At 72.3% G+C, this 16,977-nt stretch carries 17 protein-coding genes and 1 pseudogene; 11 read left to right on the forward strand and 7 right to left on the reverse strand.

Going from position 1 to position 16,977, the window contains the following annotated elements:
• The first annotated feature begins 155 nt into the window (after positions 1-155).
• Entirely contained in the window at positions 156-386 is a 231-nt protein-coding gene (locus tag ACWGJ5_RS11935; RefSeq protein ID WP_228622134.1) for a response regulator transcription factor, read from the forward strand.
• A 214-nt stretch (positions 387-600) separates the two neighbouring features.
• Here the strand turns inward: ACWGJ5_RS11935 and ACWGJ5_RS11940 are convergent, their stop codons facing one another.
• Positions 601-2,406: an alkaline phosphatase family protein gene (locus ACWGJ5_RS11940; RefSeq protein ID WP_453309604.1), complete on the reverse strand. Its 1,806-nt coding sequence runs from the start codon at positions 2,404-2,406 to the stop codon at positions 601-603.
• Positions 2,407-2,653: 247 nt separating this feature from the next.
• Between ACWGJ5_RS11940 and ACWGJ5_RS11945 the strand changes: the two genes are divergently transcribed.
• Positions 2,654-3,067: an SRPBCC family protein gene (locus ACWGJ5_RS11945; RefSeq protein WP_453309605.1), complete on the forward strand. Its 414-nt coding sequence runs from the start codon at positions 2,654-2,656 to the stop codon at positions 3,065-3,067.
• 391 nt (positions 3,068-3,458) lie between these two features.
• On the opposite strand, the pseudogene ACWGJ5_RS11950 reads toward ACWGJ5_RS11945, so the two are convergent.
• A pseudogene (locus tag ACWGJ5_RS11950) lies at positions 3,459-3,680 on the reverse strand (hypothetical protein); the annotation flags it as partial.
• A 92-nt stretch (positions 3,681-3,772) separates the two neighbouring features.
• On the opposite strand from ACWGJ5_RS11950, the gene ACWGJ5_RS11955 reads away from it, so the two are divergent.
• The 9 genes from ACWGJ5_RS11955 to hypA all read left to right on the forward strand — a co-directional run bounded on the left by ACWGJ5_RS11955 (position 3,773) and on the right by hypA (position 11,294).
• The gene (locus ACWGJ5_RS11955; RefSeq protein WP_453309851.1) at positions 3,773-4,357 is read left to right on the forward strand and encodes a LysR substrate-binding domain-containing protein; all 585 of its coding nucleotides are present in this window, start codon (positions 3,773-3,775) and stop codon (positions 4,355-4,357) included.
• A gap of 337 nt (positions 4,358-4,694) precedes the next feature.
• Positions 4,695-6,257 carry a hypothetical protein gene (locus tag ACWGJ5_RS11960; protein WP_453309606.1) on the forward strand — a complete coding sequence of 521 codons (1,563 nt, stop codon included), beginning with the start codon at positions 4,695-4,697 and terminating at the stop codon, positions 6,255-6,257.
• Positions 6,258-6,401: 144 nt separating this feature from the next.
• Positions 6,402-7,490: an NADH-quinone oxidoreductase subunit B family protein gene (locus tag ACWGJ5_RS11965; protein WP_453309607.1), complete on the forward strand. Its 1,089-nt coding sequence runs from the start codon at positions 6,402-6,404 to the stop codon at positions 7,488-7,490.
• 63 nt (positions 7,491-7,553) lie between these two features.
• Positions 7,554-9,347 carry a nickel-dependent hydrogenase large subunit gene (locus tag ACWGJ5_RS11970; RefSeq protein ID WP_453309608.1) on the forward strand — a complete coding sequence of 598 codons (1,794 nt, stop codon included), beginning with the start codon at positions 7,554-7,556 and terminating at the stop codon, positions 9,345-9,347.
• Positions 9,340-9,900, forward strand: coding sequence for a NifU family protein (locus tag ACWGJ5_RS11975; protein ID WP_453309609.1), 561 nt, complete (start codon positions 9,340-9,342; stop codon positions 9,898-9,900). Before ACWGJ5_RS11970 ends, ACWGJ5_RS11975 begins: the two co-directional genes overlap by 8 nt.
• Positions 9,897-10,493, forward strand: a complete 597-nt coding sequence (locus ACWGJ5_RS11980; protein ID WP_453309610.1) for a DUF5947 family protein — start codon at positions 9,897-9,899, stop codon at positions 10,491-10,493. The genes ACWGJ5_RS11975 and ACWGJ5_RS11980 overlap by 4 nt, the downstream gene beginning before the upstream one ends.
• Positions 10,494-10,514: 21 nt before the next feature.
• Positions 10,515-10,721, forward strand: a complete 207-nt coding sequence (locus ACWGJ5_RS11985; RefSeq protein ID WP_453309611.1) for a hypothetical protein — start codon at positions 10,515-10,517, stop codon at positions 10,719-10,721.
• Between the two features lie 59 nt (positions 10,722-10,780).
• On the forward strand, positions 10,781-10,930 hold the full coding sequence (locus ACWGJ5_RS11990) for a hypothetical protein (RefSeq protein ID WP_453309612.1): 150 nt from the start codon (positions 10,781-10,783) through the stop codon (positions 10,928-10,930).
• A 7-nt stretch (positions 10,931-10,937) separates the two neighbouring features.
• Positions 10,938-11,294, forward strand: a complete 357-nt coding sequence (hypA, locus tag ACWGJ5_RS11995; RefSeq protein WP_228622121.1) for a hydrogenase maturation nickel metallochaperone HypA — start codon at positions 10,938-10,940, stop codon at positions 11,292-11,294.
• 19 nt (positions 11,295-11,313) lie between these two features.
• On the opposite strand, the gene hypE is transcribed toward hypA, so the two are convergent.
• Genes hypE through hypB form a run of 5 tightly spaced genes read right to left on the reverse strand, consistent with a single transcriptional unit; the run spans position 11,314 to position 16,910 of the window.
• Positions 11,314-12,393: a hydrogenase expression/formation protein HypE gene (gene hypE, locus ACWGJ5_RS12000; protein WP_453309613.1), complete on the reverse strand. Its 1,080-nt coding sequence runs from the start codon at positions 12,391-12,393 to the stop codon at positions 11,314-11,316.
• On the reverse strand, positions 12,386-13,555 hold the full coding sequence (gene hypD, locus ACWGJ5_RS12005; RefSeq protein WP_453309614.1) for a hydrogenase formation protein HypD: 1,170 nt from the start codon (positions 13,553-13,555) through the stop codon (positions 12,386-12,388). Before hypD ends, hypE begins: the two co-directional genes overlap by 8 nt.
• The gene (locus ACWGJ5_RS12010) at positions 13,552-13,842 is read right to left on the reverse strand and encodes a HypC/HybG/HupF family hydrogenase formation chaperone (RefSeq protein WP_453309615.1); all 291 of its coding nucleotides are present in this window, start codon (positions 13,840-13,842) and stop codon (positions 13,552-13,554) included. The genes hypD and ACWGJ5_RS12010 overlap by 4 nt, the downstream gene beginning before the upstream one ends.
• 3 nt (positions 13,843-13,845) lie before the next feature.
• A complete protein-coding gene (gene hypF, locus ACWGJ5_RS12015; RefSeq protein WP_453309616.1) occupies positions 13,846-16,191 on the reverse strand; it encodes a carbamoyltransferase HypF in 2,346 nt (781 codons plus the stop codon).
• Entirely contained in the window at positions 16,188-16,910 is a 723-nt protein-coding gene (gene hypB, locus ACWGJ5_RS12020; protein ID WP_453309617.1) for a hydrogenase nickel incorporation protein HypB, read from the reverse strand. Before hypB ends, hypF begins: the two co-directional genes overlap by 4 nt.
• Positions 16,911-16,977 lie beyond the last annotated feature (67 nt).

Consider the following 16,977-nt stretch of genomic DNA (forward strand, 5'->3'; position numbering starts at 1 on the left):
GCACCCGCCGCCGCCTCAGTGGATCAAACCATCCCCCCTTCCCTGTGACGCGCCTGTGACAGTCGGCGGACACGGCCATGACGTCCGCCGAGCAACCTGGAGGAACAAGGGCAAATCGCCCCAAACGGCCAGATGTCTCGCCGGAGGACACCAACATGAGCGCCACTCTCGTCACGCCGCACACCGAGGCCCCCGCCCCCGCGCTGGCTCCGCGCGAGCGGGAGACGCTCCGGCACATCGCCGCCGGCCGCACCTACCTCCAGACCGCCCGCCACATGGGACTGTCCACCCACACCGTGGACGCCTACCTGCGCCGCATTCGCGCCAAGCTCAACATCACCAACACCGCCGAGCTGACCCGCATGGCCATCTCGCTGGGCCTGTGAGACACGGGGCGGCGGTGTGCGGGGGCCGGGTGCGGTGCGAGGCGACGGGGCCGCCGGCCCAGTCCGCGGACCGAACACCGGGCGTCGCCGCCGCTCCGCGGGCAGTGAGCGGCGACGACGACCTGCTCGTGCGGCTGGAGGCCGCGTACGGTCCCGTCCCGCGCGAGGACGCGTGGGCCCGTTTCCGCAGGGTCCGGTCAGCCGGCGGTTCCGGTCAGCCGACGGTCAGGGGGAACGGTCCGGCCAGGACCGAGTAGCCGTCATTGGCGAGGTAGTACACGTCGTACTTGCCCGCTCCGCTCAGCTTGCCCGTCGAGAAGGTCAGGGCGCCGCTGGCATTCGGGGCGTAGGACCAGCTCAGCGAGGACTGCTTGCCCGGGGTGACGCCCGCCGGGTAGATGCCGACCCAGTTCTTGGCGTTCGCCTGGGCCGCCGACGGCACCGAGTAGCGGAACGTGACGTTGCCACCGTCGGAGACCTCGTTCAGGTCGCCGGTGAGCGTCGGCGTGCTCGCGGTGGACGGGGCGAACGCGGCGTTGAGCGGGGTCGCGTAGGTGTCGTTGGCCGTGAGGCCGGGCAGGCCGAGGGCGGCCTCGATGGTGCGGCCGATGCCGTAGTGGTCGTAGTGGAGCGGGCTGCTGGTACCGGCCGGGACGGTGCCCTGGGAGCCGACGACCGTGGTGACCACGTGGTTGTAGGCCTCGCCCGCGCTCTCGTCCCAGGTCAGGATCAGCAGCGAGCGCTCCTGCGTCCAGGCCGGGGAGGCGAGGACCGGGGCGAGGGTCTGCTTCAGCCAGCCGTCCTGGGTCTTCAGGCTGGTGGGGTTGCCGTTGCCGGAGGCCTCGCCGTCGTAGTAGTCGTCGGCGGCGATCCAGGAGAAGTTCGGGGTGGTCGAGGCCGACTTCAGGTCGGTGGTCAGCTGCGTGGTGTCGAACAGGTGGGCCGCGCAGCGGGAGGCGTTGCCGCTGATGTCGGTGTAGTTGATGAAGGGCGCGTCGTCGGGCTCGTAGTAACTGTCGTTGTTGTTCTTGGTGTTGCAGGGGGTGCCCATGCCCTGCTCATAGGCCTTCCAGGTCTTGCCGGCCGCCTCCAGGGTGTCACCGAGGTTGCGCTGCGGTGAGTTGATGTTCGGGAAGTAGGTGGCGCCCTTGGTGTAGGTGTCGCCGCCGGCTATGGCGAGGTAGTTCTCGTCGCTCGGATGGTAGACGCCGTGGTGGTCGGTGAGCGTGGCGCCCTGGGACATCAGGCTGTGCATGTACGGCGTGTCCGCCGGGTCGTTCATGACCTCGGAGTAGTCCGTGTTCTCCATCATGACCGTGAAGACGTGGTCGTAGCGCGGGACCTTGGAGACCGGCGGTGCCAGTGGGGCGGGGGCGGTGACCGGGGTGTCCAGGGTGAGGGAGAGGTTGTCGAGGTAGCCGGTCTCGCTGCTCGTCGACAGGAACTGCACCTCGACCTGGATGGAACGGGTGCCGGCCGGGACCGCGCCGGTGGTGCTGCGTGAGAGGAACTTGGTGGCCAGGCCCCGGTCGCTCGCGGACACCGTGGGCAGCTTGGCGGGCGAGCCGACGGGACGGCCGCCGGCGTCGTGGAAGTGCAGGCTGACCGCGACATGGCCGCTGTAGGTGGTCCAGCCGCCGAGCCAGCCGGAGAGGTTGTAGTGCACTCCGCCGCCGTCGATGGCCGGGGCGGCCGAGGAGACGTCGACGGTCTGCGTCATCGCTCCGTCGCCGAAGTTGCCGGGCCCGAAGAACGCCTGGCCGGGCGTCCGGCCGTCGCTCGGCAGCCCGAAGGACGCGACGCTGTGGCACATGACGTCCGGGCCGCCTGCCTCGGTGGTCCAGCCGGGGACCGTGGTGGCGGCCGACCAGTCCTGGGTGCAGTAACCGCCGCTCTCGGCGTCGCCGTTGACGATCAGGTTGCCGCTGTTCCCGGCCGCATGGGCGGGGGCGGGAGCGGCGACGATCAGCGCACCGAGGAGGGCGGGCAGCCCGCTGAGAGATCTCCAGCGCAGTCGCATACGTGGTACCTCGTCCCGTTGAGGAGGATGCCGTGACGGGCGGCACCCGCACGGCCTGACTGTGCGCAACGAACAGGACATGAGTACTGGTCGTGACTGTCGAGCGGAAGAACCGTGGCCAAACTTGACCAGACAAGTTCGCGGAGCATGCGGTCCGGCCGGGGCGCGGGAGGGCGGTGGGCTTTTCGGTCGCCGCGGAAGGGGCACGTGGTCGGGGTAGGACTTCCGAGCGGAGGGCGGTGTCACCATGACCGAGTACGAGTGGTCCCGAGCGATGCCCGCACAGCCCGAGCAGGTCTTCGACCAGGCCGCCAATCTCGGCCGGCTCGACGCATGGCTTCCGCACGACCTCCACGTGGAGGCCGAGGAGCCGCCGTCCGTCACGGTCCACGAGGACCGCTCCGGGCAGGACATGGCCGCCCTGCTCCGGGCCCGGCCCGACCAGATGCGCCTGGAGTGGGGCACTCGGGAGCAGGACAGCTACACCGGCTGGCTGCAGGTGTCCGGCATCGGCAGCGGGGCCAGCGAGGTGACCGTGCACCTGTCGTTCTTCGACCCCGGCCATGATCCCGGCGAGGAGGCGGTGTTCAACGCCCTGGACGGCAGTCTGCGGCGCCTGGAGGAACAGGTGCGCATGCGTGTCGACAACGCGGCCGGCTGAGGCGCCGGCCCCGCTGACGTGCGCGGCGCCTCCCCGGTCGCTCCGGGGAGGCGCTGTGCCGGACAGGCCGCCGGCGGCGCAGTGCGGCCATGTCGCGATAGTCGGTGATTGCGGTGGCCCACGCGGGAGAAGGACGTCGTGCAGTCGATGACGCCGGTGCCGAAAGGGACCACGTCGCGGACCATCCCGTTGGTCGTGCCGGTGACCCCGTCCTTGGCGTGGAAGAGCGGGTAGCGCTTGTCATGGCGGGTGACCAGGGCCGCCGGGTCGAAGGGGGCAGGTCTGCGTGGAGCCGTCGTTGGGTCACGGTCGCCCTGCGCGGGAGCACTCGCGGTCGTACGGCGCCGGGGCGGGCGGGAGCACTGGCCGGCGCGCGGGCCGCCGGTCGGATACCGGACCCGAACGTCTGGGTCGTGCAGGCGCACTCCGTGTAGATGTAGCCGGGTCGCAGCTTGGCCGTGTCGGAGGCCGGGGTCGCGGTGCTTCTGCCGTTCGGCTCGTGCACGAAGTAGGTGGTGCCCGCCGGGAGGCTGATGGTGCGCTGCGGATAGTTCCTGCCGCTGTCGCTGCACGGCTCGAAGCCGGCCATCAGGGTGTCGGCGAGCGTGTACGCCTTTCCGCCGGGCGCGCCCGGCGGCCTAGGCCCGGGCGACCCTGCTCGGCGCGTTCCGTGAACTCGCCTACGAGGAGGCCTCGTTGACGAAGGTGGCGGAGCAACTGGACGAACGGGCACGCCGGCACATCGCCGCGCTGGACGGCACACCGGAGGGCGGCAGGCCCGGTGGCCCCGGCACGGGCGCCCTGTTCGCGGAGCGGTTCGCGACGGCGCTCCTGGTGGAGTTCCCGCCCGGCGAGCCCGTGGCCCGGATCGTGCACTGCGGCCACCCGGAGCCGTACGTCGTCCACTCCGGCGAGGTACGGCCGTACGAGCCCGACCAGCCCGGCGCGCCGCTCGGCCTCGGGACGAGCCGTTCGTCGCCGCGCCGGAGGAGACCGGCGCCTGGCGCGACCCACTGGCTGGCCGCCGACGAACGCGAGGGCCGGCCGGTGCGTGTCGGCGCGGTCACCGAACAGCCCGACGACTGGCTGAGTGCCATCGCCAACGGGTACGGCATCGCCCTCGCCCCCGAGTCCGCCGCACGGTTCCACTCCCGCCCCGGCGTGGTGTACCGGCCGGTCACGGGAGTGAGCCCGACGCGGGTGGGCGTGGCCTGGGCCACGGCCGACGACCGCAGTCCGGCCGTACAGGACTTCGTCCGCTGCTGCCTGGATCTCGCGCGACGGGCGTGACAGGACAGGGAAGCCTCCCATGACCGACCTGGTGCGCAGGCTCCCCGGGGAGCGCGCCGGTCGAGGCCGGGATCAGTGCTGCGCGCCGTTCTCGCCGAGCTTCTCGACGGGGCCTGCGTCTTGTCGACGGCCGTGTCGACCGTGTCGCTGTGCCTGCCCTCGGTCTTGTCGGCACGTGCCGGAGCGCACGGAGTCCTCATGTGCCGGGAAGCCCTCTCGGACACTCGTCGTCCCCCGCGCGGCGCAATCGGCGTGCGCCGGAGGGGCGAGGCTCCGTGACCGGTGTGACGGTGGTGGAAGGAGTGCGCGCAGGAGAGACCTGCGATGAGGAGGCGGCATGTCCGAGGAAACCGGCGGGGGCGGAGCGGCGAGCCCCGCCGTGCTGGACTGCCGTGGCGCCGAGATGCCGTACGGCACGGCCGACGGCGCCTTCGCACAGGTCGGTGCGGTCGCGGACGCCGTGCTCTACGAGGGCTACCTGCTCTACCCGTACCGCCGGTCCTCGCCGAAGAACCGGGTCCGCTGGCAGTTCGGCGTGCTGCTGCCCCGCGACTGGGTGGAGCGGGACGGGCCGGTCGCGCCGGGGATCTCCGGCTCCGCGGACTCCTGGTACCAGCAGGCCGAGTGTCTGTTGCGAACAGCGCTCGCCGACGCGGTCGTACGGGTGCGGGTGCGCTTTCTCCAGATGCAGGACAAGCGGGTCGAGGCGGCCGGACCGGACGGACGGTACCGCCCGGTCGAGTCGTTGCGGACGGCCGACGGTGCCACGCATCTGTCGTTCGAGGAGGCGGTTCCGCGCGAGACCGAGCTGGTGCTGCCGCTGCGGGAGTTGCTGCTCGGCGGCCGTACGGCCTTGGTGGGTGCGGCCGCCGGCACGGACGCCGAGGCCCTGCCGGACGGGACCGGGCGGACGGTACGGCGGCGCGGGGAGGTGCGGGCGGTGACGACGGTCGAGGCCGAACCGCTCGCGCCGGAGCTGTACCGGCTGCGGGTGCGCACCGAGAACACCGGCGAGGCGACGGACCCGCGCGCCCCGCGCACCGAGGCTCTGCGGCAGGCGCTTCTCGCCACGCACACCCTCGTCGGCGGTGACGGCGTCGAGTTCGCCTCACTGATCGATCCGCCCGGTGGTCTGGCGCGGCACTCGCGGGGCTGCCGGAACGCGTTCACGTTCCCCGTGCTCGCCGGCCCGCCCCAGCAGGGCACGACGGGCGCCGTCATGCTCTCCGCACCGATCATCCTTCCGGACTGGCCCCAGGTGGCGCCGGAGAGTCCGGGAGATCTGCACGACGCGGCGGAGATCGACGAGATCCTCACCCTGCGCACGATGCTGCTGACCGACGAGGAGAAGGCCGAGGCGCGGGCCACCGATCCACGGGCGGCACAGATCCTCGACCGGGTCGACACCATGCCCCGGGAGGTCTTCGCCCGGCTGCACGGCACCATCCGGTCCCTGACCCCGGCCCGGACCCGGCCCGGTGCGGAGCGGCCCGCCTGGTGGCGGGAGGACGGCGACGACGGCCTGGCCCCGGCGACCGACACGGTGCTCGTGGACGGCGTGCCCGTCGGCGGCGGCAGCCGGGTCCGGTTGCGTCCGCGCGTCCGCGGCGCCGACGCCCAGGACATGTTCCTGGCGGGACGGACCGCGCAGGTCGCCGCCGTCTTCCACGACGTGGACGGCAGCGTGCACCTGGCCGTCACCGTGGACGACGACCCGGCGGCCGAACTGCACGGCTGGTACGGCCGTTTCCACTACTTCCGGCCCGACGAGCTGGAGCCGCTCACCCCTGCGGACGTGCCCGGTCCGGGTCCGGTGCGATCACCCCGGCCGCAGTCCCCGCGGCCCCCCGAGCGTCCGGCCGACCGGCCGGAGGAGGGACGGTGCGATGGATGCCCCTGAGGCACCGCGACACGACCACCCGACGGTCGAGCGGTTCGTCCGCGATCACGCCGCCGCCCCTGGTCACCCCCGGGCCCGGACCCCCGTGGTCCCGGCCGTCCCCTACGACCGACTCCCAGACCGGCAGCGACGGAGGCCGCAGCGATGACCCCACAGAGCGGTACCACCGATGTCCGCGGCGAGCCCAGCGGGGCCGAGGCGCGGAAGGGATTCGACGAGATCACCATCCTCTGGATCTCGGAGGGCATGAGCTGCGACGGCGACACCGTGTCGCTGACCGCGGCCGGCCAGCCGTCCATCGAGGACGTCGTGCTGGGCCTCATCCCGGGCCTGCCGAAGGTCAACCTCGTCAACAAGGTGCTCTCACCGAGCCTGGGCGGCGAGGACTTCCTCGCTCCGTACCGTGCCGCGGCACGGGGCGAGCTGGAGCCGTTCATCCTCGTCATCGAGGGTTCGATCCCGAACCAGAACATCATTCAGGGCGAGGGCTACTGGACGTCGTTCGGCAACGACCCCGACACCGGCGAACCGCAGACCCTGAACTGGTGGATCGACCAGCTCGCGCCCAGGGCCTGGGCGGTGGTGGCCGCCGGGACCTGTGCCACGTTCGGCGGCATCCACGCCATGGCCGGCAACCCGACCGGCTGCATGGGCCTCGCGGACTACCTGGGCTGGGAGTTCAAGGCGCGGTCGGGGCTCCCGGTCGTCAACGTACCCGGCTGCCCCATCCAGCCGGAGAACTTCATGGAGACCCTCGTCTGGGTCCTCCAGCACGCGGCAGGCGCCGCTCCCCCGCCACCGCTGGACCACATGCTGCGCCCGCAGTGGCTGTTCGGGAAGACCGTGCACGAGGGCTGCGACCGGGCCGCGTACTACGAGCAGGCCGACTTCTCGAAGGACTACAACTCCCCCAAGTGCCAGGTGAAGGTCGGCTGCTGGGGCCCGGTCGTGAACTGCAACGTGCCCAAGCGCGGCTGGATGGCCGGCATCGGCGGCTGCCCCAACGTCGGCGGCATCTGCATCGGCTGCACGATGCCCAGCTTCCCCGACGCCTTCATGCCGTTCATGGACGAACCCCCGGGCGGCACGCTGTCGACCATGCTCGTCAAGCCGTACGGAGCCGTCGTCCGCCGGCTGCGCGGCCTGACCAACGACGTGGTGAACCACGAGCCCAAGTGGCGCCACAACAAGCGCAAGCTGACCAGCGGTTACGACCCGCACTGGCGTGCATGACGCCGTGCGTCCCCAACCCGCCACCGATCCGCCCGACCCCAACAGCGAGGGGCAGTACCGCAGATGACCACCACCGAGTCCCGGCCCACGGAGCGCAAACCCGCCCAGATCGTCGACATGTCCTGGGATCCGATCACCCGGATCATCGGCAACCTGGGCATCTACACGAAGATCGACTTCGCCAACCAGGAGGTCGTCGAGTGCCACAGCACCTCGTCGCTCTTCCGCGGCTATTCGGTGTTCATGAAGGGAAAGGACCCGCGTGACGCCGGTTTCATCACCTCGCGCATCTGCGGGATCTGCGGCGACAACCACACCACCTGCTCCAACTACGCCCAGCAGATGGCCTACGGCGTCAAGCCGCCGAAGCTGGCCGAACACATCACCAACCTGGGCGAGGCGGCGGAGTACATCTTCGACCACACGATCTTCCAGGACAACCTGGTCTTCGTGGACTTCTGCGAGGCCATGGTCAAGGCCACCAACCCCGGTGTCCTGGCCCGCGCCGAGCGCACCGACGCACCTCGCGGGGACGTCCACGGCTACCGGACCGTCGCCGACATCATGAAGGCCTTCAACCCCTTCGAGGGCGAGGTCTACAAGGAGGCGCTGAAGGTCAGCCGGATCACCCGGGAGATGTTCTGCCTGATGGAGGGGCGGCACGTGCACCCCTCCACGCTGTACCCGGGCGGCGTCGGCACGATGCCGCAGCCGAACACCTTCACCGACTACCTCAGCCGGCTGATGCGCGTCATCGACTTCATCAAGAAGGCGGTGGCGATGAACGACGACGTCTTCGACTTCTTCTACGAGGCCCTGCCGGGCTACGAGGAGGTGGGCAAGCGCCGCATCCTGCTGGGCTGCTGGGGCGCCTTCCAGAACCCGGACGTCGTCGACTACCGCTACGCGACGATGAACGAGTGGGGCCGGGCGATGTACGTCACCCCGGGCGTCGTCGTGGACGGCAAGCTGGTCACCAACAACCTGATCGACATCAACCTCGGGCTGCGCGTCATGCTGGGCAGCTCCTACTACGAGGACTGGGTGAACGAGGATCCGTTCGTCACCCACGACCCGCTCGGCAACCCCGTCGACATGCGCCACCCGTGGAACCAGACCACTGTGCCGGTGCCGCAGAAGCGGGACTTCGACGGCAACTACAGCTGGGTGATGAGCCCGCGCTGGCACCACCCGGGCACCGGCGAGTACCTCGCCCTGGACACGGGTGGCGGTCCGCTGGCCCGGCTGTGGTCCACCGCGCTCAGCGGCCTGGTCGACACGCCGTACGTCAAGGCGACCGGCGGCGGCATCCGCATCACCCTGCCCAAGAGCGAGAAGCTGCCGGAGCAGACCCTGGAGTGGCGCATCCCGAAGTGGAGCAACACCCTCGAACGGGACCGCGCCCGGCCGTACTTCATCGCCTATGCCGCCGCCATGGCCCTGCAGTTCCTGGAGGAGGCCATGGGGATGCTCAGGAGCGGCGACACCAAGGTGTTCGAGAACTTCGAGGTGCCCGACGAGTCGATCGGCTGCGGCTTCCACGAGGCGGTGCGCGGGGTCCTCTCCCACCACCTGGTGATCCGGGACAAGAAGATCGCCAACTACCACCCGTACCCGCCGACCCCGTGGAACGCCAGCCCCCGCGACAGCTACGGCACGCCGGGCCCGTACGAGGACGCCGTCCAGGGCCAGCCGATCTTCGAGGAGAACGGGCCCGACGACTTCAAGGGCGTCGACATCATGCGCACCGTGCGCAGCTTCGACCCCTGTCTGCCGTGTGGTGTCCACATGTACATGGGCAAGGGCAAGACCCTGACCACCGTGCACTCGCCGACGTACGGGGCCAACCATGGCTGACACCGCCGTACGGCTCGCGGACCCGGCGGTGGAGGCGCGGCTCGCCCGGCTCGACGAGGTGCTGGCCGGGCTGGAATCCGCGCCCGGCCCGGCGCTCGAGGCGGTACGACTGCTGACCGAGGTCTACGGCGAAGCGCTCGCCCGCGTGCTGGACGGCGCGGACGAGCGGCTGCGGGAGCGCCTCGCCGACGACGACCTGCTCGGGCATCTCCTGGTCCTGCACGAGATCCATCCGGAGTCCCCGGAGCGCAGGGCCGCCCGCGCGGTCGAGAAGCTGCGGCCGGCGGTGCGCGAGCGCGGCGGCGACCTGGAGTGGGCCGGCGTCGACGGGCAGGTGGCGCGGGTGCGGCTGACCTCCGGCGGCGGGTGCGGGTCGGGGTGCGGCGGCGGCTCGTCGGAGGTCATCGAGGCGGTCCGCGACACGGTGCTGGCCGTCGCTCCCGAGCTGACCTCGGTGGAGACGGTGCCCGCAACCGCCGAGCGGAAGCCCACACCCGCGTTCGTACCGCTGAGCACGATCAAGCGACGGGCCCTGCCCGAGGGGGCGCGGTGAGGGTGGACGGAGCACTCGCCCGGGTCATCCGCTCCACGGCCGACCGCGCGGCCACGGCCGAGGCCGAGCTCTGCGAGCTGTGCGCCGCCCGCCTGGCCGAGGAGCATCCCCACCTGTACGACACGAGCGCCGCCGAGGTCCGCTGCGTGTGCGGCCCCTGCTCGGTGCTGTTCGCCGACGACGGGGCGGGCGAGGGCCGCTACCGGCTCGTGCCCAGGCGCCGGCTGCGGCTGCCGCCGGTCGACACGGCGGTGCTGGGCGTCCCGGTGGGGCTGGTGTTCTTCGTGCCGCGCTCCGACGGCACGGTCACCGCGCAGGGGCCGAGCCCGGCCGGGGCCATGCGGTGGGAGGTGGACGCGGCGGCCTGGCAGCGGCTGGCCGCCACGGTTCCGCAGCTCGCCGCCATGGCACCCGATGTGGAGGCCCTGCTGGTGAACACCGTGCGGGGCCTCGACGAGCACTGGATCGTGCCGGTCGACGACTGCTACCGGATGATCGCCCTGGTCCGCCACGAGTGGCGGGGCCTCTCCGGTGGCGGCCGGGTCTGGCCGGCCGTAGAACAGTTCTTCAGGGGGCTGACCGAACGGTCCTGAGGACCCGGAAGGAGAACCGGAATGGGCAGCATCCGAGTGGGCCGCCCCCAGGCGAAGCCCGACACACCGAGCCATGTGCGCGGACTGCACCAGGGCAACATGGGCCCCTACAAGCACCAGCCCGGACACCACAAGGACGGCAGCTCCGACGCGCGCCGCTCCACCGGTATCCACTGGAAGCGGCATGACGCCCTGGTGCAGGACATGCCGAACATCTCGCCCGGATGAGACAGCGGAAAGAGAGCGCCATGAAGGTTGGCATGGGAAGAAGGACCACGCGGTCCGGCATGTCCGGACGTCAGCTGCTCGTCGTGCAGGCGGCCGTGATCGGCGGCCTGGCCATGACCCTGTTCGTCAAGGAACTCCCGGGAATCGTACGTGAGTTGCGCATCTACCGGATGACCGGTGGCATGCGGGCCAACCGCCGGTATCCGTGAGCCGGCCGTGCACGAGCTGTCGATCGCGACCGCGATCGTGGAGCAGGCCGGCGAACTCGCCCGCGCGGACGGCGCGGACGCCGTCTCGGCGGTGACCGTCCGCGTGGGCGAGCTGGCGGGCGTCGTGCCCGACGCGCTGCACTTCGCCTTCGAGGTGGCCCGGGACGGGACGGCGCTGGCGACGGCCGAGCTGGTCGTCGAGCAGGTCACGGCGCACGCCTACTGTGCGCCGTGCGCGGAGGAGTTCGCGGTGGGCATGCCGCCGTTCTTCTGGTGCCCGCGCTGCGACCGGCCTTCGCAGGAGCTGCGCAGCGGGCGGGAATTGGAGATCACTCGGGTCGAACCGGTCCCGGCCCCGCGCTGACGGCGGGGCCGGGGGCCGGTCAGCAGATGCGGGGCAGCTGTTCCCCCAGCGGCAGGTCCACCACCCGGGTGCCGCCGAGGCCGGTGGCGACGACGACCATGCCCGGGTGCTCCGCCACGCACTCGCCGATGAGGGCGGCACCGGTGCCCTGCGGGTGTGCCCGCATCGCCGCCAGGACGCCCTCCGCGTGTTCCGGGGGCACGAAGGCGACCAGTCGGCCCTCGTTGGCGACGTACAGCGGGTCCAGGCCGAGGAAGCCACAGGCGTTCGCGACCTCGTCCGGGACCGGGATGGACCGGTCCCGCAGCCGGACGCCGGTGCCGGAGGCGCGGGCGATCTCGTTCAGGGAGGCGCCGAGGCCTCCCCGGGTCGGGTCGCGCAGGACGTGGAGGTCCCGCGTGACCGCCAGCATGGCCGCCACGAGGTCCGCGAGCGGCGCGGTGTCGGAGGCGATCTCGACGCCGAACTCCAGGCCTTCGCGCACGCTCATGATCGCCACGCCGTGCAGGCCGATCGGGCCGCTGACGATCACGGCGTCGCCGGGCCGGGCGCGCTGCGGGCGGATGTCGACGCCGTCGGGGACGAGGCCGACGCCGGCGGTGGTGACGTAGACGCCGTCGCCGTGTCCGGACTCCACCACCTTGGTGTCGCCGGTGGCGACGATGACGCCCGCGGCCTCGGCCGCCGCGCCGATGGCCCGCGCGACCCGGCCGACGACGTCCAGTTCGACGCCCTCCTCCAGCACGAAGGCCGTGGACAGGCAGGCGGGCCGGGCGCCGCTCATCGCCAGGTCGTTCACCGTGCCGTTGACGGCGAGGTCGCCGAGGCTGCCGCCGGGGAAGAACAGCGGCCGTACGACGTAGGAGTCGGTGGAGAAGGCCAGCCGGGCGCCGCCCAGGTCGAGGACGGCCGAGTCGGTGAGGGCGGCCAGGGTGGGGTTGCCGTAGGCGGGGGCGAAGACCTGCTCGATGAGCTCGGCGGACAGGGCGCCGCCTCCGCCGTGCCCCATGACGACGACCGGCTGGTCGCGCAGGGGGGCGGGGCAGGTCCAGTTCGCGGGGTCGACGGCGGCCGTCCCGGGTGTGGCGAGGTCAGCCAACGGGGTTCATCTCCTCCGGCGAGTCCTGCGAATGCTGCGAGTCCTGCGGGATGCGGGATCCCTGAGCTGCCGGGGTGTTCATCCGGCGGTACAGGTAGTAGGCCGCGCAGGCGCCCTCGCTGGAGACCATGGTGGCGCCGAGCGGGGTGCGCGGGGTGCAGGCCGTGCCGAAAGCCTCGCACTCGGTCGGCTTGATCAGCCCTTGCAGCACCTCCCCGGCTCGGCACACGGCGGGCTCCTCGGTGCGGATGCCGGTGACGTCGAAGCGGTGTTCGGCGTCGTAGGCACGGTAGGCGTCGGACAGCCGCCAGCCGCTGGCGGGGATGCGTCCGATGCCGCGCCAGTTGCGGTCGGTGACCTCGAAGACCTCCTCCAGCATGCGCAGGGCCGCCGGGTTGCCCTGCTCGCGCACGGCGCGCCGGTAGGCGTTCTCCACCCGGTGCTCGCCGCGCTCCAGTTGGTGGACGGCGCGGCGGACGCCCTCGAGGATGTCCAGCGGCTCGAAGCCGGTGACGACGATGGGTACGCGGTGCTTCCCGGCCAGGTCCGGGTACTCGGCGGTGCCCATCACGCTGCACACGTGACCGGCGGCCAGGAAGCCCTGGACCCGGCATTCGGGTGCCGCCATGATGGCCTCGATCGCGGGCGGCACCCGGACGTGGGAGACCAGCAGGCTGAAGTTGGCGATGCCCAGGCGGCGGGCCTGGTGGACGGCCATGGCGTTGGCCGGGGCGGTCGTCTCGAAGCCGATGGCGAAGAACACGACCTGGCGGCCCGGGTTCTTGCGGGCGAGGTCGAGGGCGTCCAGCGGTGAGTACACCACGCGTACGTCGCCTCCCTCGCCCTTCACCCGGAACAGGTCCCGGTCGGTGCCGGGCACGCGCAGCATGTCGCCGAAGGAACAGAAGATCACCTCGCGGCGGGCGGCGATCTCCAGGGCCTTGTCGATGACGTCGAGCGGCGTGACGCACACCGGACAGCCGGGTCCGTGGATCAACTCGACCTTCTCCGGCAGCAGTTGGTCGATGCCGTGGCGGATGATGGAGTGGGTCTGGCCGCCGCAGACCTCCATCAGCGCCCAGGGCCGGGTGACCGTGGCGCGGATCTCGTCCAGCAGCCGGCGCGCCAGCCCGGGATCGTTGAACTCTTCGATGTACTTCACCGGGCCTCACTCCCGCTCTCCTGCCGGGCCGCCTGCTCCCAGGCGTCCCCGAACTCCTCCTCCAGCAGCCCCAGTTGCTCGAAGAGCTCCAGGGACGCCCGGGCCGACTCCTCGTCCAGGCGCTGCAGGGCGAAGCCGACGTGGACGATGACGTACTCCCCCACCCGGACGTCGGGCAGGTACTCCAGACACGCCTGTTTGCGCACTCCGCCGAAGTCGATCAGCCCGGTCAGGGGGTCGGCACTCCGGTCGATGGACACGACCTTGCCGGGCACTGCCAGACACATGGGTCACTCCGTCCCGTGGTGGGTTGCTGTTCCCGCGACCATGAGCTGGCCGAGCGCCAGCCCTCCGTCGTTCGGGGGTACTTCGCCGTGCCGGAGCACCGTGAAGCCGTCGCGGGCGAGCAGCGCGGTGCACTCCTCCTCCAGCAGGCCGTTGACGAAGACGCCTCCGGTGAGGGCGACCGTGGTCAGGCCGGTCTCCGCGCGGGCACGGCGGCAGATCTCTGCGACGGCCCGTGCGACACCCCGGTGGAAGCGGGCCGCGAGGACGGGGCCGGGGGTGCCGCGCCGCCGGTCCTCCAGGAGGGCGCGCAGCATCGGCGCCGGGTCGATCTCGCGCTGCCGGGCGAAGCCGAAGGGGTACGCCGCCGCGTCCGCGTCCCGCGCCTCGGTCGCCGCCGCCTCCAGCTCCGTCGCGGCCCGTGCCTCGTACTCCGCGCGATGGCACACACCGGCCAGGGACGACACCGCGTCGAACAGCCGGCCCATACTGGACGTCGGCACGCAGGCCACCTGCCGGTCCAACTGCCTTCGCAGCAAAGCGAGTTCGGCCTCAGTGCACGCCCGCACGCTCGGCAGGTCCGGCTCCCAGTCGAGCCCGGCCGCCCACAACCGGGCCAGTGCCAGCCGGCAGGGGTTGGCCACGCCGGCGTCTCCGCCGGGCAGCGGGGCAGGTGTGAGGTGGGCGAAGCGCCGGTGGCCGGTGTAGTCGGCGAGCAGGATCTCGCCGCCCCACACGGTGCCGTCGTCGCCGTACCCGGTGCCGTCGAACGCGACGCCGATCACCGGCGTGGTGCCGTCCAGCCCGTGTTCGGCCATCGCGGAGGCGATGTGGGCGTGGTGGTGCTGGACCAGCCGCAGGGAGCCGCCTGCGAGGCGGGAGGCACGGCGCCGGGCCCAGCCGGTCGAGTGGTAGCCGGGGTGCCGGTCGGCCGCGACCAGGGCCGGGGTGACTCCGGTCAGACGGGTCAGGTGCCGCTCGGCGCGCTCGGCGGCCTCCAGCGTGGCCAGCTCGCCCATGTCGCCGATGTGCGGCCCGAACCACGCCTGGTCGCCCTCGCCGAGGCACAGGACGTTCTTCAGGTCGCCGCCCACCGCGAGCACGGGCGGTACGGGCACCGGGAGCCGCAGGGAGCGGGGGACGTGGCCGCGGGACCGTCTGAGGACCTGTGCGGTGCCGTCGGGGCGGACCCGCAGCAGGGAGTCGTCGCACGGCGAGGCGATGGGCCGGTCGTGGGCGAGCCAGGCGTCGGCCAGTCCGGCGAGCCGGGTCAGGGCCTCGGCGTCGTCGGTGACGATGGGCTCGCCGGAGCGGTTGCCGCTGGTCATGACCAGCACCCGGGGGCCGGGCGGATCGTCGGGCAGCCCGAACAGCAGGGTGTGGACCGGGGTGTAGGGCAGCATCACGCCCACGTGCGGGCTGCCCGGGCAGACCTGGTCCGCGAGGCGGAGGCCGTCCGGCGGAGTGCGCCTTGGGAGCAGGACGATGGGGCGCCGGGCGCTGGTCAGCGCGGCTCGTTCGGCGTCGGAGAGGACCGCGATCCGCTCGGCGGTGGCGAGGTCGGCGCACATCACCGCGAACGCCTTGCCGCCGCGTTCCTTGCGGTCGCGCAAGGTGGCCACGGCCCGGTCGTCGGTGGCGTCGCAGGCCAGGTGGTAGCCGCCGACGCCCTTGACGGCGACGATCCGCCCGGCGGCCAGCAGCGCCCGGGCCGTGGCGAGGGCGCCTGCGTCCCGGGCGGGGCGCAGGCCGCCGAGGCCCGGGATGAGGGTGAGCCGCGGCCCGCAGTCGGGGCAGGCGACCGGCTGGGCGTGGAAGCGCCGGTCGACGGGGTCGCCGTACTCGCGGGCGCAGGAGGGGCACATCGGGAAACCGGCCATCGTCGTGGCCACCCGGTCGTAGGGCATCCCGGTGGCGATGGTGAAGCGGGGGCCGCAGTGGGTGCAGGTGACGAACGGGTGCCGGTGCCGGCGATCGGCCGGATCGGTGAGTTCGCGCAGGCAGTCGGCGCAGGTCGCGGTGTCGGGCGGCAGCTGGGTGCGGCCTGCGGCGCGCTCGGTGGAGCGGATGGTGAAGGGGCCGGCGTCGCCGGTGGCGGGCAGGTCCTCGCCGGCGATGCCGCTCACGGTGGCCAGGGGCGGCGGCTGTTCGGCCAGCACGGCGCAGAAGCGGTCGACCTCGTCCGCCGGACCCTCGACCTCGACGATCACGCCGTCGCCGGTGTTGCCGACGAACCCGGCGAGGCCGAGGCCGGCGGCCAGTCGGTGCACGTACGGCCGGAAGCCGACCCCCTGCACGGTGCCGCGCACCGTGAGCCGGCGGCGGACCAGGCCGGTCGCCGGGGCCGTCATACGGCGGAGGCGGGCGCGCTGTGGTGGTGGCCGTGCGGATGCGGCGCGAGCGGTGGCCGGTGGAGGGTGCCGTCCCGGGCGGCCAGGGCGCGGTCCAGGAGGGTGCCGACACCGACGCCGGTGCGGGCACAGGACCGTACGATCTCCACGCCCGGATTGACCCGGTGCACGTTCGCCCGGAAGGCGGTCTCGTCGAAGCCGGCCGGCTCGGCGAGGTCCGTCTTGGTGATCACGACCAGATGGGCGGAGCCGAACGCGGTCGGGTACTTCAGCGGCTTGTCCTCGCCCTCCGTGACCGCCATCAGCACCACCCGCAGGGTCTCGCCGAGGTCGTACGCGGCCGGGCAGACGAGGTTGCCGACGTTCTCCACGAAGAGCACGGAGGTGTCCGCGGGCAGCCAGCCCGCCAGCCGGGCCCGCACCTGACGGGCCTCCAGGTGGCACAGCCCGTCGGTCAGCACCTGCTGGACGGGGACGCCGGACCGGGCGAGCCGGACGGCGTCGTTCTCGGTGGCCAGGTCCGCGGTCAGCGCAGCCACCGGCACCTCCCGCTGCACCGCGCGGGCCAGGACCCGGCCGAGGAGTTCGGTCTTGCCGCTGCCGGGGCTGGACAGCAGGTTGACGACGGTCACGCCCTGCCGGGCGAGATCGCCGCGCAGCTCCGCGGCCAGGTCGTCGTTCTTCGCCAGGACTGCCTGCTTGACGTCGGACCGGCACATGGGCGCTGCTCCTCGGATACGGCGGTGGAGCCCGGTCCGCGTCCTTGCGGCCCGGGTTCCACCGATG

Source organism: Streptomyces sp. NPDC054783 (assembly GCF_053611725.1).